Source organism: Paenibacillus sp. J31R120, from assembly GCF_056269225.1.
Window position 1 is genome coordinate 247137 of sequence record NZ_JBWDNN010000004.1, and the last position, 18629, is coordinate 265765.

The 18629-nt window shown below is 45.9% G+C and carries 21 protein-coding genes; 13 read left to right on the plus strand and 8 right to left on the minus strand.

The window, feature by feature from the left end; genetic code table 11:
- Positions 1 to 133 precede the first annotated feature (133 nt).
- Positions 134 to 988 (plus strand): AraC family transcriptional regulator, encoded by an 855-nt coding sequence (locus tag AC0YNW_RS16635; protein WP_475832876.1) that lies wholly within the window; start codon positions 134 to 136, stop codon positions 986 to 988.
- 261 nt (positions 989 to 1249) lie between these two features.
- On the opposite strand, the gene AC0YNW_RS16640 is transcribed toward AC0YNW_RS16635, so the two are convergent.
- From AC0YNW_RS16640 to AC0YNW_RS16650, 3 genes are read right to left on the minus strand one after another with little or no spacing between them, the layout of a single operon-like run.
- Positions 1250 to 1438, minus strand: coding sequence for a hypothetical protein (locus AC0YNW_RS16640; protein WP_475832877.1), 189 nt, complete (start codon positions 1436 to 1438; stop codon positions 1250 to 1252).
- 57 nt (positions 1439 to 1495) lie between these two features.
- Positions 1496 to 1927 (minus strand): DUF6442 family protein, encoded by a 432-nt coding sequence (locus AC0YNW_RS16645; protein WP_475832878.1) that lies wholly within the window; start codon positions 1925 to 1927, stop codon positions 1496 to 1498.
- Positions 1924 to 2130, minus strand: coding sequence for a helix-turn-helix transcriptional regulator (locus tag AC0YNW_RS16650; protein WP_475832879.1), 207 nt, complete (start codon positions 2128 to 2130; stop codon positions 1924 to 1926). The genes AC0YNW_RS16645 and AC0YNW_RS16650 overlap by 4 nt, the downstream gene beginning before the upstream one ends.
- Positions 2131 to 2389: 259 nt before the next feature.
- Between AC0YNW_RS16650 and AC0YNW_RS16655 the strand changes: the two genes are divergently transcribed.
- From AC0YNW_RS16655 to AC0YNW_RS16685, 7 genes are all read left to right on the plus strand, one after another.
- Positions 2390 to 3037 carry a GntR family transcriptional regulator gene (locus tag AC0YNW_RS16655; protein WP_475832880.1) on the plus strand — a complete coding sequence of 216 codons (648 nt, stop codon included), beginning with the start codon at positions 2390 to 2392 and terminating at the stop codon, positions 3035 to 3037.
- A gap of 175 nt (positions 3038 to 3212) precedes the next feature.
- Positions 3213 to 4211: a metallophosphoesterase family protein gene (locus AC0YNW_RS16660; protein WP_475832881.1), complete on the plus strand. Its 999-nt coding sequence runs from the start codon at positions 3213 to 3215 to the stop codon at positions 4209 to 4211.
- Positions 4211 to 5035 (plus strand): metallophosphoesterase family protein, encoded by an 825-nt coding sequence (locus AC0YNW_RS16665; RefSeq protein WP_475832882.1) that lies wholly within the window; start codon positions 4211 to 4213, stop codon positions 5033 to 5035. Before AC0YNW_RS16660 ends, AC0YNW_RS16665 begins: the two co-directional genes overlap by 1 nt.
- Before the next feature lie 79 nt (positions 5036 to 5114).
- Positions 5115 to 6446, plus strand: coding sequence for an ABC transporter substrate-binding protein (locus AC0YNW_RS16670; RefSeq protein ID WP_475832883.1), 1332 nt, complete (start codon positions 5115 to 5117; stop codon positions 6444 to 6446).
- Between the two features lie 63 nt (positions 6447 to 6509).
- Entirely contained in the window at positions 6510 to 7475 is a 966-nt protein-coding gene (locus AC0YNW_RS16675) for a carbohydrate ABC transporter permease (protein WP_475832884.1), read from the plus strand.
- Positions 7476 to 7490: 15 nt separating this feature from the next.
- The gene (locus AC0YNW_RS16680; RefSeq protein ID WP_475832885.1) at positions 7491 to 8324 is read left to right on the plus strand and encodes a carbohydrate ABC transporter permease; all 834 of its coding nucleotides are present in this window, start codon (positions 7491 to 7493) and stop codon (positions 8322 to 8324) included.
- Complete coding sequence (locus AC0YNW_RS16685) at positions 8324 to 9064, plus strand: tyrosine-protein phosphatase (RefSeq protein ID WP_475832886.1); 741 nt, start codon at positions 8324 to 8326, stop codon at positions 9062 to 9064. The genes AC0YNW_RS16680 and AC0YNW_RS16685 overlap by 1 nt, the downstream gene beginning before the upstream one ends.
- A 1193-nt stretch (positions 9065 to 10257) precedes the next feature.
- Here AC0YNW_RS16685 and AC0YNW_RS16690 read toward each other — a convergent pair.
- Complete coding sequence (locus tag AC0YNW_RS16690; RefSeq protein WP_475832887.1) at positions 10258 to 10527, minus strand: DUF6809 family protein; 270 nt, start codon at positions 10525 to 10527, stop codon at positions 10258 to 10260.
- A 155-nt stretch (positions 10528 to 10682) separates the two neighbouring features.
- Between AC0YNW_RS16690 and AC0YNW_RS16695 the strand changes: the two genes are divergently transcribed.
- Entirely contained in the window at positions 10683 to 10907 is a 225-nt protein-coding gene (locus tag AC0YNW_RS16695; RefSeq protein WP_475832888.1) for a helix-turn-helix domain-containing protein, read from the plus strand.
- Between the two features lie 408 nt (positions 10908 to 11315).
- Here the strand turns inward: AC0YNW_RS16695 and AC0YNW_RS16700 are convergent, their stop codons facing one another.
- A complete protein-coding gene (locus AC0YNW_RS16700) occupies positions 11316 to 11816 on the minus strand; it encodes a hypothetical protein (RefSeq protein ID WP_475832889.1) in 501 nt (166 codons plus the stop codon).
- A 273-nt stretch (positions 11817 to 12089) separates the two neighbouring features.
- Between AC0YNW_RS16700 and dcm the strand changes: the two genes are divergently transcribed.
- From dcm to AC0YNW_RS16715, 3 genes are read left to right on the plus strand one after another with little or no spacing between them, the layout of a single operon-like run.
- Positions 12090 to 13370: a DNA (cytosine-5-)-methyltransferase gene (dcm, locus tag AC0YNW_RS16705; protein ID WP_475832890.1), complete on the plus strand. Its 1281-nt coding sequence runs from the start codon at positions 12090 to 12092 to the stop codon at positions 13368 to 13370.
- Complete coding sequence (locus AC0YNW_RS16710; RefSeq protein ID WP_475832891.1) at positions 13363 to 13821, plus strand: very short patch repair endonuclease; 459 nt, start codon at positions 13363 to 13365, stop codon at positions 13819 to 13821. Before dcm ends, AC0YNW_RS16710 begins: the two co-directional genes overlap by 8 nt.
- A gap of 29 nt (positions 13822 to 13850) precedes the next feature.
- A complete protein-coding gene (locus tag AC0YNW_RS16715) occupies positions 13851 to 15062 on the plus strand; it encodes a type II restriction endonuclease (RefSeq protein WP_475832892.1) in 1212 nt (403 codons plus the stop codon).
- A gap of 860 nt (positions 15063 to 15922) precedes the next feature.
- Here the strand turns inward: AC0YNW_RS16715 and AC0YNW_RS16720 are convergent.
- Positions 15923 to 16192, minus strand: coding sequence for a DUF6809 family protein (locus AC0YNW_RS16720; protein WP_475832893.1), 270 nt, complete (start codon positions 16190 to 16192; stop codon positions 15923 to 15925).
- A 155-nt stretch (positions 16193 to 16347) separates the two neighbouring features.
- Between AC0YNW_RS16720 and AC0YNW_RS16725 the strand changes: the two genes are divergently transcribed.
- Positions 16348 to 16572: a helix-turn-helix domain-containing protein gene (locus AC0YNW_RS16725; protein WP_475832888.1), complete on the plus strand. Its 225-nt coding sequence runs from the start codon at positions 16348 to 16350 to the stop codon at positions 16570 to 16572.
- Between the two features lie 169 nt (positions 16573 to 16741).
- On the opposite strand, the gene AC0YNW_RS16730 is transcribed toward AC0YNW_RS16725, so the two are convergent.
- Positions 16742 to 17737 (minus strand): ROK family protein, encoded by a 996-nt coding sequence (locus tag AC0YNW_RS16730; RefSeq protein ID WP_475832894.1) that lies wholly within the window; start codon positions 17735 to 17737, stop codon positions 16742 to 16744.
- Positions 17737 to 18423 (minus strand): N-acetylmannosamine-6-phosphate 2-epimerase, encoded by a 687-nt coding sequence (locus tag AC0YNW_RS16735; RefSeq protein ID WP_475832895.1) that lies wholly within the window; start codon positions 18421 to 18423, stop codon positions 17737 to 17739. Before AC0YNW_RS16735 ends, AC0YNW_RS16730 begins: the two co-directional genes overlap by 1 nt.
- Positions 18424 to 18629 lie beyond the last annotated feature (206 nt).

An 18629-nucleotide genomic window follows, 5' to 3' on the forward strand; every position in this document is an offset into this window, starting at 1 on the left:
ACTTGCCGTTACAGACAACGCGGAGAACCGTATCACAAGTAACGGCAAGTTTTTTGCTGACTTTTTCGTGCAGAAATTGCAAGGTATTCATTTTTCATCTCCGATAAAATTTATCTTGAAGGGAGGGAATACGATGGATTGGCTGGACAGGATGAATAGAGCCATGGAATATATTGAAACAAATCTAGCGGACAATATCTCGTATGATGAAATAGCGCAGAGAGCCTGTTGCTCTACCTATCATTTTCAAAGAATGTTTCCGTTTATTACTGGAGTATCGTTATCAGAGTACATTCGACGTCGACGGTTGACATTGGCGGCATTCGAACTGCAGACAACTGATGCAAAGGTTATTGATGTAGCTATGAAATATGGATATGATTCGCCGGAAGCGTTCGCACGGGCGTTCAAGAATCTTCATGGGATCATGCCGATATCTGCGCGCGATAAAGGCGTTTCTCTTAAAGCCTATCCTCGAATGTCCTTTCATATTTCAATAAAAGGAGATGTCGCAATGAATTACCGAATTGAGCAAAGAGGTTCATTTGAGATGTTTGGAGTATATGGACATATAAATGCGGACCAGAAAACAGCATTCTCTGAAGTTCCTCAATTCCGCAAAAAATGTGATGATGATGGCAGCGTTGATCTTATGAATGACTTGCTGGGACGTTTTGGTGACACCATGTTACACGCCGCTTTATATGATCACACTAGAGAATCTTTCAAATACATGGTCTGTTATCATTTACCTAAGGGACTTGAAATTCCGGAGAGATTTACGAAACTTTCTATCCCGGCATTAACGTGGGCGATTTTTCCGGAGCCGCGATGTGATATGCAAAAACTTTGGGAACGAATCTATTCCGAGTGGTTTCCTACTTCTGAATACGAACAGGTTGAGGGCCCTAGTTTCGAAATGTATTATGGTTTGGCACGGCATGGGAATGAAACGGGTGAAATTTGGATACCGGTGAAAAAAAAGTAACGATTGTGCTAACGGTTAACGATAATTGAACAAGACGAGAAAAAGGAAAGGGCCATCCAAAAAGGATGGCCTTAAAACTTGCCGTTCCAGACAGAGCGGGGAACCGTATCATAAATAAGGGCAAGTTTTTTGCGGAATTCCCTGCGGGGCATGAATTTATATATATGGTGAAGAGTGACTGTTGAGATGTTTAGATGAGCAAAAAAATGCAACTGATATAGTCAGTCGCATCAAGTTTGTTTGTTACACAGTTTCTTCGTGTTATGAAGCAACCTCAAATTTCAAGGTGTTCCGAGTTACTATGATATATTCACCTGTTGATTTATTCATAACTTGAGACACTTCCTTAGTGTGCGTGATCTCAAACCAATCATTTTGTACATCCACCAATAATTTTATTTCCACATTGCTTTCTCCATATTTTAATCCACTAAAAGATAACTTTGTCATCGTCATCATTCCTTTTGCTTAATATGGGTCGAATATGATTTTTTTGATCTCCATTTTTCACATCTCTTTATAGTACTTGAAACGGTAATAAGAGTTATATACAAGGATAAACAGATAGGCAAAAACCAATAGCAATAGCATTATTAAATCTATACCCATCAAGGATAATGATATAAATAAGGCTCCAAATACAAAAACCATCATGTCATATGCTTTTGCTTTTGCGCGATTGGCGATTGCCAAATTACGCTCATCATTCTTCTCAATCTCTAGTTGCTTCGCTGCGGCAGGATTTTTCTTCATGGCGCTTCGGATGATTATTTCTCCAATACCGTGACCGAAAATAACACAGCCAAGCCCAACACAGATATACGGCAGCGCTCGCAGCATACCTTGCGGATCTTCAATTGTCTTGATGAAGTACACACCGACTGCTAGTAAGAATATGCCTATAAATGTAATCAAATAAGACAAAATCGTTTTGTTCATATATGCTCATCCTCCTCATAAATAAAGATTTCTTCGATACTCATACCGAAAAAACGAGCAATCTTGAACGCTAAAAGGATCGATGGGTTATAACGTCCGTTTTCCAGCGAACCGATCGTTTGCCTGGACACTTCAAGAGCGGCCGCTAATTCTTCTTGCTTCATTCCGCGTTTCTTGCGAATTTCTTCTAAGCGGTTGTTCAATGCGTTTCCCTCCTGATGGAAAGCTAACTTTCCATGATCAAAATATATCGTGCAATGCAAGTTATGTCAAGCACACTTTCCATTTTGATAAAGGGCCATCTTAGTCCACGCAGGATAGATTAAGATCAGACACGGTGAGCCGTATCATCGATAGTGGTAAAGCACACAATTTTTCACTTCACTTTACAATATCTTTACTATCCTTATGACTATCGGTTTGCTAGTATAAAGTCCAAATGAAGAAGAAGGATAGGATAGCATGCGGGCGACTTCGTTAGAATGGGAAGCATACAATCAAATCAAGGACCGGATCGTGCGGGCAGAAGTCATGCCGGGCATGCTCCTGTCGGAGAACGAGTTGGCGGGTGAGCTTGGCATGAGCCGGACGCCGGTCCGTGCGGCGATCTCGCTGCTGGAGAAGGAAGGGCTCGTCGAAAGCTTTAAAGGGCGCGGCGTTCTCGTGAAGGAGATCTCTTTTCGGCAATTCAGCCAGATGCTTGAGGTTCTCGTATCGATGCAGCTATTTGTATTGGAAGTGGCTAAGGAAAGAGAGCTGGCATTCGATCTAGAAGCGCTTCATCTTTATTTACAGCGCCAGTACGCTTCCCGCGAGAACGGAGACTATCTAGGCTACTACAACAATTCGTTAATGAGTATCGAGACGATCTTAAGCGCCATTGGCAACGACTACATGCTGCAGGTGCTGGAATCTTACCGTGGCAAGTTCGTCTGCCGGATGGTTACCTTCCGCAAGCAATTCCCGCAGCACAAGCCGCAGTGGGCCAATGTAATGAACGGTAAAATTTATCAAGCCTTGCTGCGCAAAGATTATGACGGGGCGAAAGCAGCCATTGAAGAGAATTATAAGTATACGACGGAGCAGCTGATTCTGAGCGGCGTCATCTAAAACCATACCTAATATACAAGAAGGGTGCCTATAAACAGGCATCCTTTTTTGCTTTTTAGCCCAGCATGGAGATTTACATATCATTTAGACTGCGATAACAATCCACTTACATACAACCTGCATACTGAACTCGAGCGATCAAACAACATCCATTGTTCTGAGAGGAGAAAGACTTGTGACAATACTTCAAGCAAGTCGATATGCTGGTAAGTTATGGTATGATGATGTCCGTTTCCAAACGGACAAGCGGCCTTGGTTCGGCCAATTGCGGGAGGTTGCGGCAGGAGATTTTACATTTGCAGTATTGGGCGATCGTTGCGGTATGGCAACGGCAGGAGTATTCGAGAAAGCGCTGGAGGTTGTAGCGGATTTGAAACCGGATTTCGTCCTGTCAGTAGGAGATTTGATCGAAGGCTACTGGAAGGATGCTGCGGACGCAAGAGCGGAATGGGAGTATATCGATGAGAAAATCGAGGCCACAGGATTGCCTTTCTTCCATGTTGTTGGCAACCATGATTACGGCAATCAAGTGATGCTGGACGTCTGGCGGGAAAGAAAAGGATTCGAATATTATGCTTTTCGGGCAGGAGACGCGCTGTTCCTCGTACTTAACACGGAAGATCCTCCGACAGAGCTTTCTGACGAATTTATCGACATTATAAAAAAAACGACGTTCAACGTTCAGAACGATCCGGAACAGATGACGGCGCATATGCAAGCTTTTTACGATGACATTGTAAGCCGCATGTCTCCGGAGCAGCTGGAAGGAATGTCCCGCATTGATCTCGCGTTCAGCGCCGAGCAAATGGCTTTCGCCGAACGTGTGCTGGAAGAGAACCGCGATGCGAAATGGACGTTTGTCAGCATGCACAAGCCGGGATGGAAATCGGAGAACGAGCGGTACAATAAGCTGATTGGCTTGCTGGACGGACGGCCTCATACCATCTTCGCCGGTCACCTTCACGCGATGGAATATTCCGTATCCGGCAATGGCGAACATATTCAGCTCGGTAGAACCGGCGGACATGCCCATGGCGAAGGGCCGGAAAGCGATAATGTGCTGTTATGGGTTAACGTGCGTGATGGAAAGCCAACTTACCGGGTTATGCATTTGGACGGAATTGGCGAGATCGGCAGCTACAAGCCGCAAAAAAATTCCAAGGAGGCAAAATAATGACACAACCCATTTTCTTCGCACATCTGACTGATACGCATATTAACGTACCTGGTAAAAATCCGCTGTTCGAAATGGACATGACCAAGAAGCTGCGTGAAACGTTCGCGGAGCTCGGAAGACTCAGCCAAAAGCCGGCGTTCGTCGTCATCAGCGGCGACTTGACACAAGACGGCGACACGGAAGATTACCGCCACCTTCGTATGCTGCTGGACGAGGAGAAAGAGAAGCTCGGCGTGCCGGTCTATGTAGCGCTTGGCAATCACGACACGAGATCCTTTTTCCGCGAAGGCTACTTGCAGGAAGAGCCTTCCGAACAATCCTACTATTACACTGTGATGGAAGGCGGACTGCGCCTGATCGTCCTTAATACGCAAATTCCAGGCAAGCATGCAGGGGAATTGGACGAGGAGCAGCTCAAGTGGCTGCGCGAAGAGCTGGAGACGCCTGCTCCGAACGGAACGATTATTGTGCATCACCATCCCGTCGTTCCTACGCTGACTCCGCTAATGGACAGCCATCTGCTGGGCAATCCCCAGGATCTTGCGGCAGCGATCACAGGCAGCGACGTTATCGGCATGCTCTCCGGCCACATCCATTGCAACAATATCGGGCTGTTCCACGGCGTTCCAAGCGCTGCGGCAACAGGCGTCGCATTCGGAATCGAACCAACGAGCAATGAGAGCATGAAGTTCGTCGACAACAGCGGCTACAACCTCGTGCTGGTGAAGGAAGGACAAATGATCGTGCATCCGATGGCGATGGCGGGCAATCAGAAAGTCGTTTTCGAGTGGAAAATGGATGCCGCGCACGCCCATGCTTAATGATTGGCGGGCATCGCGATAAATAGCTTTGAATACAAACAATAAGCCCGAATGAACTTGCAGAGGAGAGGGAGAAACAATGGCTTACAAGAAAAGATTGGCGGCTGCTCTAGTGTCGCTCACCTTGATTACGACAGCGTGCGGCAATGGGGGTACAGGCTCCGGCACGAATGCTGCTAATGGCGGCAATGCGGGTAATGCGGCTGCAAACGAGCAAATTACGCTGAAGTTTTACAGCTATAATCTGGCGATTGCCAGCCAAGTGCCGGGAACAGAGAAGCTGATTAGCGAATTCGAGACGGCGCATCCGAATATTAAGATCGATGCCATTCCGATTTCTTCTACCGATATTAACGCTAAGGTGCAGGCGGATATCGTAGCCGGTTCGGCGCCGGATATCGCACAGCTGACGTTCGACGGCCTTGATTTTGCTGTAAACAATTTCAACGCCAAGCCGCTTGAGGATATCGTGGCTGCGGACGAGTTGAAAAGTAACTTCGAAGGTTTCTCGCCCAACGGCTTGAAGCTCGGTCAATTAAATGGCAAGACCTTCGGGCTGCCATTCACGTTCAGCACGCCGGTGTTGTTCTACAATGCCAAGCTGTTCGAGGAAGCAGGCCTTGATCCGGCTGCTCCGCCGACAACTTGGGCGCAAGTGAAGGAATATGGCTTGAATATCGCCGAGAAGACTGGCATGACAGGCGCGCATGTCGGCGGAGCGACGGGCGGAGACTGGATTATCCAGGCACTGATCGGCAGCAACGGCGGACAAGCTCTCTCCGACGACCGCAAAACGATCAAATTCGGCGAACCGGAAGCGGTTGAAATGGTGCAAATGTGGCAGGATCTGATCAAGAGCGGCGCCAATGGCAAGCTGAATGACGGCGAAGCGATCGAAGCGTTCAGCCAGGGTAAAATCGGGATGCTGCTGTTCACCAGTGCGCTACAAAGCTCGTTCGTAGCCGCATCGCAAGCAGGCGGCTGGGAGCTGAAGACGGCCAAAATGCCGGCATTCGGCGATAAACCGACGACCCCGGTCAACTCCGGCAGCGCATTGTTCATTTTGTCGGACGACAAAGCGAAGCAGCAAGCGGCATGGGAATTCCTTAAATTTGCAACCAGCGAACGCGGTTATACGATTATTACTTCGGAGATCGGCTACCTGCCCCTTCGTCCAGCTATCATAGACGACCCGAATTACTTGAAGGATTGGGTAGAAGCGAATCCGCTTGTGAAACCGAACCTGGAACAGCTCGACAGCTTGAAGCCTTGGGTATCGTATCCAGGCGCGAACTGGAAGCAAATCGAGACGATCCTGAACGATTCGGTCTCAAAGGCGATCGCAGGCGACGGCGATGTTGCCGCAATCATGCAGGATGCGCAAAAACGCGCGCAAGCGCTGATCCAATAACAGAAGTGAAAGCAGGGCATTCATAGGCAAACATGATTTGGGAAGAGGAAGGAAGTTAAGGCGATGAGCTATGAAGCAGTAGGAATGAACCGTCAGGCAGCGGGAGCCAAGCCGCAAAGCAAGGAACGCAAGTCGTTCCTGCTGCGGCTTGGCCGAATAAAGCCGTACCTCTATTTATTGCCGGCCCTGGCATCCATCGGCTTCTGGGTATATAAACCGTTGATCCAAACGTTCCAGTTAAGCGTCTATCAATGGAATCTGCTGCCCACTTCGCCGAAGCAATATGTCGGCATGAAAAACTTCACTAACCTGACGGGCTTGCCGGAGATGGGCATTGCGTTATGGAACACGCTGATCTATACGATTGGCGTGATTCCTTTCTCGCTTATTATCCCGTTAATCATTGCGATTGCAACCGATAATATCAGCAGAAAGGCGAGCAATCTTTACCGGGCGCTCATCTTCCTGCCGATGATTATGGCTCCGGTAGCGGTATCTTCCGTATGGCGCTGGATCATGCATCCGACGAACGGGATATTGAACAAGGCGCTTACGGACTGGTTCCACCTGTCCGAACCGATCCGGTTTTTTACCGACGAGCGCTGGGCGATTTGGTCGATTACGTTCATAACGGGCTGGAAGCTGATCGGCTTCAGTACGCTTATCTTCTCGGCGGCGATGACTGGCATTAATAAGGAATATATCGAGGCGGCGAAAATCGACCGGGCCAACCGGTTCCAGATCATCTGGCATGTCATTCTGCCTTTATTGTCGCCGGCGATTTTGTTTATGGCGATGATGAGCACATTGTTTGCTTCGGAATGGAGCTTCTCGTATATTAATGTTCTTACGCAAGGCGGACCTTTTAATACAACGACGAATATTTACTACTTACTGTGGACGTACGGCTTCCAATCGTTCAACATCGGCTCGAGCTCCGCTGCCGCGGTCGTCTTTTTCCTCGGATTCGGCGTGCTGGCTTGGCTGTTTATGAAGCTAACGAAGAAGCTATCGTTCTTCGATAATTAGAGGAGGAAGACATACATGGAGAAGGCAGGTCGCTCCTTCGGTTCCTTTACCGCCGTGACGGTCAAGCATTTCGCGCTTATCGCGCTCTCGCTGCTGGCGGTATTTCCGCTCTATTGGATGGTTGTAACCTCCTTGAAGCCGGAGAGCGAGGTATTTACTTCAAGCTTATTTCCGCTTCATATCACCTTAGATAATTACGTGCAGGCTTGGAACGCCATTCCGATGGGCCGAATGCTGACCAACTCCATCGTAGTCGCAGTCATTCAGACGGTGATGCAGCTGCTGACGAGTATCTTGGCCGCTTATGCGTTCGCGCGCTGGGAATTCCGCGGCAGCAACTTGATCTATGGTTTGATCGCGCTCACATGGCTGGTTCCGTTTCAAGTGATTATGATTCCAAATTACGTGGCGATCAGCGGATTTGGCTGGCGGGACCAGTTGGCCGGCCTGATCGTACCGAACATCGCATCGGCTTTTGCGGTGCTGCAGCTGTACAATGCGTTCAAGTCCTATCCGAAAACGCTGATCGAAGCCGCCAGGCTGGATGGCGCCTCCGATTGGGGCGTGCTCTGGCGCACGATTATGCCGAATCTGAAAGCGCCGATTGCCTCTATCGGCATTCTCTTATTTATTACCTCATGGAATGATTATTTCTGGCCGCTGCTCGTGACGACCAAGCTGGAGAATTCCACCGTGCAAAAAGGATTGCAAATGTTTATCTCCTCTGACGGAAACATGTGGGGAGCGCTTATGGCGGCAACGACAATTGCCAGCTTGCCTGTATTAATCATCTACTTATTGCTGCAAAGACAAATCATAGACTCTTTCGTAAAAGGCGGGCTGAAATAATGACGATTTCAACGAATGATAACGCACGGCTTCTTAAGCTGAAGGGAGCATTTAACGTAAGGGATATCGGCGGCTACGCAGCTGCTGAAGGACAAACGGTACAAAAGGGACGTTTCCTTCGTGCCGACGGTTTGCACAGGTTGACCACGGATGATCAGGAAGCGATATTGGGAGCGGGCGTGCGCATCGTAATCGACCTTCGCCACCAGCATGAGCTCGATACGAAGCCAAACGTATTCGCTGCTTCGGAGCGGATAGCTTACCATAATATTAGCTTGATTAATCCTACGACTACGGCGACGATGAACATTCGCTGCTTGGGAGATATGTACGTCAGCATGTTGAATGAATGCGGTCCGCTGCTTCGCGAGGTATTCGAGCGGATGGCGGAAGCGGAAGGCGCTGGCGTCCTGTTCCACTGCACGGCGGGCAAAGACCGGACCGGCGTAATCGCCGGCCTGCTGCTTGATCTCGCGGGTACGCCGCGTTCGGTGATCGTAGCTGATTATGCCGAGACGGAAGTGAACCTGGCACCAATCATGGACGTGCTCCGTCAGGACCGTCCTTCCCAGATACCGGCTGAGATGTATGAAATATTCCTCGGCAGTGCCCCGGAGAATATCGAGATGATGCTCGACCATCTGTACGAAACATTCGGCGGCGCAGAAAGCTACTTGGCGCAAATCGGCTTAAGCGAGGCGCAAATCTCGGGCTTGAAACGGATGTTGCTGCAACCGTAACCGTTTGTATTGAAAAAAGCATTCAACGGGTATGGTCAAGCTCCCCTTATAGTGGACATCTAGAAAACCCTGCCCATAAGCTGTTTTCGGTAATGTGCCGGAGACAGCTTATTTAATTTTCTCTCTGCGGACGATGGTTGTTGTGAAAAAATATTCTTTAATTCTGCTTTGTGCTTCCTCGATCGATCGGATATCAAAAGGATAGAGTGCTTCCATCTTTTAGAAGATGGGATTCGTCAAGGTATGGCTTGTACTTTGTACAATCTAGTTTGGTTGTTGGTATTTACTATTAAATCACCCTATCTCCTCTCCGACTGAGGCAATTTCAGGATCTCTAGTTCCCTCCGTAAGTCCAGGTGGCAACGCCGCTCGTCTCATGCGGGATGTTAGGGCCAACAAGTTTGAGGTTATGATGTTTTATGTAGGTTTAGGTGATTATCATTTAAACATAGAGCGAGTTGCAGCACGTGTTAGAAATGGTGGGCATCATATTCCAACTGAGGATATTGTCCGAAGGCATGATACATCCCATCCAGAATTTACTTAAAAACTTGAACTTAATCGATTACCTAATTGTTATTGATAACAGTAGCGATAAAGGCGATATGGTGCTTCAGATAAGCAATGGTTTAATTGTTCATCGAGTGAATTCAATTCCTGGCTGGGTAGAACAGGTTGAAAGAAGATATTAGAAATGATCAGTCGTAAGATACAGCGAGTGATCTATGTTCCTATTCCCAACTCAACACATGTGGATGCTACGCGTTGATAGCGTTGATTATCAATTTTCCATGTGTTGGCTTTTCTTAATAATACAAACAGGTATTCATCATTAAAGTTAGTTTCTGTTTTATATAAACTTAATGATTGAGTACACTTAGTCTACGGCAAGATAGTTTAAGATCATACACGGTGAACCGTTACAGATAGCGCGGAGAAACGTCGCACCAACAGTGGTTTGAATGCAGGCCAGCACTTCAGGGGTTGGGATTCGTCATGGTATGTTTTGTGCTTGCGCTATCTACAGCTTGGGTGTTGGCATTTACTGTTTATTTTCTGGAAAAATACACGAATGGAAAGTGAATTAAAGCGGATGTTACCAAGCCAGCCCCTTTGATTTTCAGATAAAATAAATAAGCCTTGCTCCTCATCGACTGCGGCAAATGAGTCATTCAAATTGGGATTTACCTATTTTAATCCTCTTCATAAAGTACCTCAACCATCATTCGCCCAGCAATCTTAAACCCTTGCATAAAGGATTCCCTTGCTTGCAGTATCTCAAGCTCTCTTCGCAAGTCCAGTAATCGTTCAAGCTCCGCGAATTCATCTTCCGAAAGTTTCTTTTTCCATTTGAGCAAGTCGTCCGATATTTTTTGGATTAATACGCGGTATTCGGGATTTCTCGGGACAATCGATGCTGCCGGGTCGATGTTTCCTTCGTATAAGTTCTCTAAAATGTTCAAAGTCAAACTTCCTTTCTTTACAACCTTAATATAGGTCAAATAAGGATATTAAGACTGATAGATTGTAAGTTTGGTTTTATTTCAAAGTATACGAATACTGCATAAAAGTCAATATACGAAAATTGCATATCGTAGAATTGATTTGGGTGATTTCATTGTACAAGAGAATAAGAGGTTTACGCGAAGACAAGGACTTAACTCAACAACAGATGGCGGAATATTTGAATGTCACACAAGCAACGTATTCACGCTATGAAAGCGGCGAGCTGGATATTCCTACTTTGGTTTTAATTAAATTATCAAACTTCCATAAGGTAAGCGTCGATTACTTATTGGGGCTAACAGAAAGCCCAAAGCCATACGGACGCAAAAAACAATAGAATCAGCATTGTTTGAATTAGCGCCTCAATAAACGGGCGTTTTCTTTGTTTTTAAATGGTTGTTCAGAAAGCAAAAAGTAAAGACATCCGCATCCCAGAACGAACTATGACCCGCAGATGGTCACTTTTTTCAAAGTGTCCATCTTACGGGTCACAGTTCAGTTAGTTAGGGCTTTTATTCAATGTCTGTTATTTTGGGGGCTTGACCACTCCCAGGCTGGATTTGTTTACTTCTGTTGCTAACCTGTGACAGCACTCACCTCTCCTTTCATCAATCATGGAAGCTTCGTCGTGTAGAAACTCCTGATGATCCTTGTACAATCGGCGTGCTCCCGGATTCTCCAAAAACAACGTACAGAGTACCAGCCTACCACCTTCTACAGATATGGAATACGCTCATGAACAGTGTTATTTCAAAGAAATTCCAATCTTCAGCAAGGTATCAATATTATCACTTTTAACTTCTTTTTCAACGAGATTAACTGATCTATATTCAGTACTAATATTGGTGATTCCAAACATATACTTTAATTTTTCGTAAAATTCACTCTCTTTATTCGCGATGACAACTAACACAGTATTATCACTTCTTAATCCAATAACCATCAAGTCATTTTCTTGTGAAAAATTAATAGCTTTAGATTCGGTATAGTATAACCGGTATTCTGTTCTGTCAGGGTCATATTCTCTTGCATCATACCAAGTTAATCGCCCTGTATTTTGAATCATTTTTCCCTGCTTGTCTATATGAATGAATTTCGCATCGAAATATTGTCTATCAAGCCCAAAGATCTTTTTAAGAACTTTTACTCCATGAAACTCATGTTGATTGCTGTTCCACTTGTTTATTTCAACTGAGCTTAATATTTTCGCAGCAACACCTTTAAAATACAGAGAAAAAAATTCCATGTAGTCCTCTCCTGTCTGTGGATAAATTTTTCCTATTGACTGCAAGACATGTTCGACAGTAAATTTCCTTAGAGTATGACTACTATTATATCGACCAGTTATTCCAGAAATTTGATATCTAATAGGGCCAAAAGTCATGACTATTTATTGGAATGGGAGTCTAATGGTCTAAAAGCATAAAATATAAATTGCGAAAGTGTGTTCGGACATGGTATCCTTATGTCAAAAACGTTCCCCCTGGGAATATTTTTGACAGGGAGGCTAAATTGAATTATGAAAACATTCAAGGACACCGAATTTGCCCACTTACGGGAGATGACGGGGTATTCCGTCAAAGAAGTTGCCAACTTATTTGGTAAAAGTGAACGCACTATTTATCGCTGGGAAAACGGTGAATCCATGCCTGAAGAGAATCTGCTCAGAGAGCTTACATCCATCTATAATGTACGTTCCGGACAAAAACCGGCCGATGATTTCAGCTTCAGATTCATTGATCTGTTTGCGGGGATCGGAGGCTTGCGAAAAGCTTTTGAATCGATTGGTGGCAAGTGTGTGTTTACAAGCGAATGGGATTTGGCATGCAGAAAAACCTATCAGGCTAATTATGAGTGTGACCATCCTGTGAATGGAGATATTCGTGACGTTGATTTGGAGAACATGCCCCAATACGATGTATTGGTTGCAGGGTTCCCTTGCCAGCCTTTCTCCATTGCAGGTGTTTCCAAGAAAAACTCACTTGGTCTGCCACATGGATTCCACGATGCTACACAGGGAACGCTTTTCTTTGACGTTGCACAAATGATAGAACACCATAAACCAAAAGCATTCTTGCTTGAGAATGTTAAAAACCTTTTGAGCCATGACAAGGGAAATACTTTTAAAGTTATCATTAAAACTTTGAGAGAAGAGCTTGGCTATCATGTGGATTTTCGGGTCATTGATGCAAAGCCTTTTGTTCCCCAGCACAGGGAACGTATATTCATTGTGGGGTTCCGTGAGGATGTTGGATTCGCTTTTGAAGATTTGAAGCTCCCTTTATCGGGTCCAAAGCTCGGTTCAATTTTGCACCCTGAGGATGGATCGGAAGAGCCTGAACTTCCCTATACAGAAACACCTGAATCCAAAGTAGCTGACAAGTATACACTAAGCGACAGGCTATGGGAGTATTTGCAAAACTATGCGGAGAAGCACAGGGCAAAAGGCAACGGGTTTGGATTTGGTCTGTTCGGGCCCGATGATGTTGCACGCACTTTGTCTGCAAGGTATTACAAGGATGGTTCCGAAATTCTCATCAGACAGGAAGGCAAGAATCCGCGGCGGCTTACTCCAAGGGAGTGTGCAAGGCTGATGGGCTTTGACAAGCCGGGACAGCAGTCTTTTATCATTCCGGTTTCGGATACACAGTCCTACAAACAGTTTGGTAATTCAGTCGCTGTACCTGTTGTAGAGGCTGTGGCTTCACATATGCTGCCGTACATCTTTAGGGCAATGAGAAATACAAAGGATACTAATCAGGTGGAAATGATGTTTGAGAAGGTAGAAGTTTATGGCTGATGTCGTATCACCTGAAGCAAGAAGCCGGATGATGGCCGGAATCAAGAGTAAAGATACGAAGCCTGAAATGATTTTAAGAAAAGGGCTTCATAGTCTAGGGTTTCGTTATCGCCTCCATGACAATTACTTGCCCGGAAAGCCTGATATGGTTTTTCCGAGATATAATGCAGTTATATTTGCTCACGGTTGCTTTTGGCACGGTCATTCGTGCCACTTGTTCAAGTGGCCGTCATCCAATACAGAGTTTTGGCAGACCAAGATTATTCGGAATATGGAAATGGATAAGGAACACATAACTCGTCTTCAGGAGAAGGGCTGGAGAACAGGTATTGTATGGGAATGTTCATTAAAAGGAAAATACCGTATCAATACCGAAGAAGTAATAGAACTTTGTGCCCAATGGCTGCAGACAACGGATATGACATCTATAGAAATTGGTGGACAATGTTAATAAACCATACCTTGTGAGGATGTTATGTAATGCAGAGAGGGTTTCTTTCACAGTATTTTGAAGGTATTGCAATCAAACGTCTTAGTTCAGTCGAGGTCAACACAGAAGTATCCAATCAACATGAATTTAATGGAAGCAAGCCATTGCGTACACTATTTGGTCGTGACCGCATTTCACCTGAAGCCCGGTTTCTTTGGCTAGCAGGAGAGAACGAGGGCTTTTCCTGCGAAGGGTATATGACATGGTATGACGCTCGTGAGGCCCATCCTACACGCTCTGAGTACAGACTATATTTCAAGAGCAATGATGTGATGGATCAGGCAAGGATAGGAGATATGCTCATTGTGGCCAAGCGGCCCAATGGAGAGATTTTTATGGTGCTGGTGCCCGCGGGAAGCACATTGGAAAGTCAAATCCTTTGGTTGTTTGGAGTAGAGCAGGTCGGTTTTGATTTTAATTTTCAAGCTATTGAAGACGGGCATGACCCCGAGGTAGACTTTGCTGTTCGATATATTCTTGAGGAAATGGGTATAGAAGTTGCAGACCCTGACGGCAGTTATCTGGACAGTATACTAGAGCCTTACTTCGATGGCGGATTCCCGCGTACGTCCATCTTTTCTGATTTGGCGAGAAGGACACTTAGAGATGCTTCTCCATATGAGGAGCCGGATCAGACCTTGTTGAAATGGATTGAGCATGAGGAGAAGCTGTTCAAGCGGCTGGAGCGTCACTTTGTATCCAAACGGCTTGAAGAAGGTTTTAGGGGTGATGGTAGAACTGATGTGGAAGGGTTCATTCAGTTTTCACTGAGCGTCCACAACCGGAGAAAATCACGTGTTGGATACGCATTGGAAAATCATTTGGAGGAAATCTTTAAGGCTCATAATCTTACATATTCCCGAACGCAAATGACAGAGAACAAGTCAAAACCGGATTTTTTGTTTCCAAATATCAGTAATTACCGTGATCTGAGCTTTCCTGAATCAAATCTGACAATGTTGGGAGTCAAATCGACCTGCAAGGATAGATGGCGGCAGGTACTGGCTGAAGCAAACCGCATCGACAACAAGCACCTGTTTACGCTGGAACCGGGGATCAGTGAAAATCAGACGGATGAGATGCAAGCTAACAGTTTGCAACTAGTATTACCGAAAAGATTGCACGACACGTATAAACCGCAGCAGCAAAGCTGGTTGATGGATTTAGAATCGTTCATCCGGCTTGCTAAGGAGCGGCAATAATGACGTGTGAAGCAAAACTTTTGTATGTTAGGTAAAAAGAAACAACGGATCGGAAGAGTGGATCATCCTCAGGAGCCTACTTGGGGGGATAGAAGTAACATTGAAACACTTTCATTAGCGTTTAATGACCTCAAGGTATTGGGTGCTCTAAGTGTATATGGTAACGTGATAACACATTTGCAAATCGTAAGAAATGCGGCGGTAACTTTGTTCTCCCATACTATAATCTAGCTGTTTCGAGATACCCTACTAATCTCCAATGAAAAAACTAATATTGGCTGGCTAGATGACCTAGGTGGATTCTTTCAAACAATTAAGTAAGGGAGGAGATAATCCTCCCTATTTTGCTTACGGTTTATGCAGTTAAGTTACCTTATCAATACAAACGGTGAAATTTATCACAAATGGTGGCTCGAATACAAGTCAGTGATTTAAGGGTGAAGATTCGTCATGTTTTGGTACATGCTTTGTGCTCCCTACAACTTGGTGTTGCATCTCTTAATTTATCTTCTGGAGATTACTCGAATGGAAAGTTGAATTAAAACGGGTGTCACTGAATAATAGAAAAGTTATGCAGACATTGAGTATGTGTTTGATATGTACGTTTTTTAACGGAATATTTATATTTTATATTCGGACGAAATGGATACTATATCAATAGGTAAGGAGGTTAGCTATGGGGTATGAGAATGGCTCATAACCAATTGCGTCAAATGAGTCATTATAATTTTTGTCCCCATTATGCTTCTTGGCACCGAGGTTCAATGCTTTTTTTGAAAATTCAGGTACAAAAGGATTCTTTTTTATCTTAATATACACGAACATTATTCGGTGTGTCTCATTCCAGCTTTAAGACCCTTTTAATCCTCTACGTTAAGTACCTCAACCATCATTTGCCCGGCAATCTTAAAACCTTGCATAAAGGATTCCCGCGCTTGCAGTATTTCCAGTTCCCTTCGTAAGTCCAGTAATCGTTCAAGCTCTGCAAATTCATGTTCCGAAAGTTTCTTTTTCCATTTGAGTAAGTCATCCGATATTTTTTGAATTAATACGCGGTATTCGGGGTTTCTTGGGACAATCGATGCTGCCGGGTCGATGTTTCCTTCGTATAAGTTCTCTAAAATGTTCAAAGTCAAACTTCCTTTCTTTACAACCTTAATATAGGTCAAATAAGGATATTAAGACTGATAGATTGTAAGTTTGGTTTTATTTCAAAGTATACGAATACTGCATAAAAGTCAATATACGAAAATTGCATATCGTAGAATTGATTTGGGTGATTTCATTGTACAAGAGAATAAGAGGTTTACGCGAAGACAAGGACTTAACTCAACAACAGATGGCGGAATATTTGAATGTCACACAAGCAACGTATTCACGCTATGAAAGCGGCGAGCTGGATATTCCTACTTTGGTTTTAATTAAATTATCAAACTTCCATAAGGTAAGCGTCGATTACTTATTGGGGCTAACAGAAAGCCCAAAGCCATACGGACGCAAAAAACAATAGAATCAGCATTGTTTGAATTAACGCCCACAAGCAAAAAGTAAAGACATCCGGGCCCCTATAAAATGGAGCAGGATGTCTTTTTTTGCGTCATGAGTCAATCGCATTTAAAACCGTATAGCTTCTCAGCAGCCACGCCATAAATGACCATCGCTGTAACTAGCAGTATTTCCTATTCGTACTCCCAAACCTGCAGCGCTGCGCCGATCATGCCGCTCCAATTGCCGAGGCGGGCGGTTTCGATTCGGACGCCATCCGCAAACGAAGGCATAGTGTGCCTGATGACCTCCTGCCGCAGCCGGTCCGTCAGTGGTACGCCAGATTCAGCTACTCCACCCCCGATGATGATCAATTCAGGATTAAAAATATGGATGAGCGAGGTGATGGCAGAGCCAAGCGCGGCTATTGTTTCGTCCATGACGCCAGTTGCCAGCGGGTCGCCCGAATGCCAGAGTGCAAATACATCACGAGCGTTCACCCCTTCATCAGGCTTGCCGCTTGCCGCAAGGCGTTCACGCATTCGCCGGGCGATGCTCGTCCCGGAGGCATATTGCTCCAGGCAGCCTCTTGCGCCGCAGATGCACGGAATGCCCCGGAAGTCGACCGACATATGGCCAAGCTCCCCGGCTCCGCCCCATGCGCCGTGAAGCAGGCGGCCATCAGCAACAACGGCTCCGCCGACTCCCGTTCCAAGCGCTAGGCAAATGAACTGACGCTTGCCAAGGCCAGCGCCGAACCTCATCTCTGCCAGTGCGATCACATTCACATCATTGTCGACCCACACCGTCATACCATACTGTTTCTCCAAAATAGACCTAAGCTGCGCTCCGCTGTAACCGGGTATGAGCTCTGAAGCATGCCGGATGCTGCCTTCCTGCCAGTCGACTTGGCCTGCGCTTCCGATACCAATGCCCTGATACCGAATATCCGGCCATGACTTGCTTGCTTCCTCTATCAAACGCTGGATGACCCCCTGAACGCGGCGAACCGTGTTTTCTTGCCCGGCCAACGTCTCCCAGCTCTTCGAAAGCAATATGTCTCCTTCATGCGTCACGATACCCGCATTAATTTTGGTTCCTCCGATGTCCACGCCGATGGCATACTTGGATGCAGGATCGAACAACTCTGTCATTTCAGTCGTCATGGCTTCTTCTCCGATCGGAGCCATTATTTCGCCAATCCTCTCAGCGCCTCAACATAACGGCTTGCGATGAGCTGCGGCCGGGTAATGGAGCTGCCTACGACCACATAGGAAGCGCCTGTTTGCATCGCCCTCGCGGCATCTTCAGGCGACCATATGCGGCCTTCCGCTACAACAGGCACCTCAAGCGCTGCGCTAAGCCGCCTTACCAATAGAAGATCGGGTTCTTCCTGCTGCGGACTATAGAGCGTATAGCCTGACAACGTCGTTCCGACGAAGTCAGCTCCGAGCTGCTGTGCTGCAACCCCTTCTTCAAATGTAGATACATCGGCCATGACGGCAACGCCGTGCTGATGCGCATAGTTGATGAGAGGCTGCACCGCCTCAAGCCGTCCTTCCCGGTCGGTCACATCCAGCGCAATGACGTCAGCGCCTGCGGCTATGATCGTAATGACCTCATCCAGCGTCGGTGTAATGAAGATGTCCGAGCCTGGGAAGTCCCGTTTGTTTAGTCCAATAACCGGCACTTTGACCTTTTGCTTAATGGCCTTAATATCGTCGGCTCCGTTCGTTCGGATGCCGATTGCACCGGACTGGACTGCTGCATCCGCCATCTTCGCCATGGTATCTCCGCCGAAGAGCGGCTCATCCGGCAGCGCCTGGCAAGATACGATTAATCCTTTTTTAGAAAAAATACGGCTTATACTCTTCATGTTATCCCTCCGATAGAATGGAATAGGGTGCTGTTCTTTTTCAACATCTTAACCAATTTTTTGGGAGAGTCAATACGAATTTTATCTAATAATTGGTAATTATATAGCTTTGTCAAGAGGTGTATATGAAAGTAAAGAGTAGTATATGGATGGCGCGCCTGCTCCTTTCTATACTAGAACTATGAAAGCCGAAGCGACATTCACAT

What these genes read in the sequence shown, in the direction of transcription:
- AC0YNW_RS16635 (WP_475832876.1), top strand. Translation starts at nt 134, where the DNA reads ATGGATTGGCTGGACAGGATGAATAGAGCCATGGAATATATTGAAACA.
- AC0YNW_RS16640 (WP_475832877.1), bottom strand. Translation starts at nt 1,438, where the DNA reads ATGACAAAGTTATCTTTTAGTGGATTAAAATATGGAGAAAGCAATGTG.
- AC0YNW_RS16645 (WP_475832878.1), bottom strand. Translation starts at nt 1,927, where the DNA reads ATGAACAAAACGATTTTGTCTTATTTGATTACATTTATAGGCATATTC.
- AC0YNW_RS16655 (WP_475832880.1), top strand. Translation starts at nt 2,390, where the DNA reads ATGCGGGCGACTTCGTTAGAATGGGAAGCATACAATCAAATCAAGGAC.
- AC0YNW_RS16665 (WP_475832882.1), top strand. Translation starts at nt 4,211, where the DNA reads ATGACACAACCCATTTTCTTCGCACATCTGACTGATACGCATATTAAC.
- AC0YNW_RS16670 (WP_475832883.1), top strand. Translation starts at nt 5,115, where the DNA reads ATGGCTTACAAGAAAAGATTGGCGGCTGCTCTAGTGTCGCTCACCTTG.
- AC0YNW_RS16675 (WP_475832884.1), top strand. Translation starts at nt 6,510, where the DNA reads ATGAGCTATGAAGCAGTAGGAATGAACCGTCAGGCAGCGGGAGCCAAG.
- AC0YNW_RS16680 (WP_475832885.1), top strand. Translation starts at nt 7,491, where the DNA reads ATGGAGAAGGCAGGTCGCTCCTTCGGTTCCTTTACCGCCGTGACGGTC.
- AC0YNW_RS16685 (WP_475832886.1), top strand. Translation starts at nt 8,324, where the DNA reads ATGACGATTTCAACGAATGATAACGCACGGCTTCTTAAGCTGAAGGGA.
- AC0YNW_RS16700 (WP_475832889.1), bottom strand. Translation starts at nt 11,816, where the DNA reads ATGGAATTTTTTTCTCTGTATTTTAAAGGTGTTGCTGCGAAAATATTA.
- dcm (WP_475832890.1), top strand. Translation starts at nt 12,090, where the DNA reads ATGAAAACATTCAAGGACACCGAATTTGCCCACTTACGGGAGATGACG.
- AC0YNW_RS16710 (WP_475832891.1), top strand. Translation starts at nt 13,363, where the DNA reads ATGGCTGATGTCGTATCACCTGAAGCAAGAAGCCGGATGATGGCCGGA.
- AC0YNW_RS16715 (WP_475832892.1), top strand. Translation starts at nt 13,851, where the DNA reads ATGCAGAGAGGGTTTCTTTCACAGTATTTTGAAGGTATTGCAATCAAA.
- AC0YNW_RS16730 (WP_475832894.1), bottom strand. Translation starts at nt 17,737, where the DNA reads ATGGCTCCGATCGGAGAAGAAGCCATGACGACTGAAATGACAGAGTTG.
- AC0YNW_RS16735 (WP_475832895.1), bottom strand. Translation starts at nt 18,423, where the DNA reads ATGAAGAGTATAAGCCGTATTTTTTCTAAAAAAGGATTAATCGTATCT.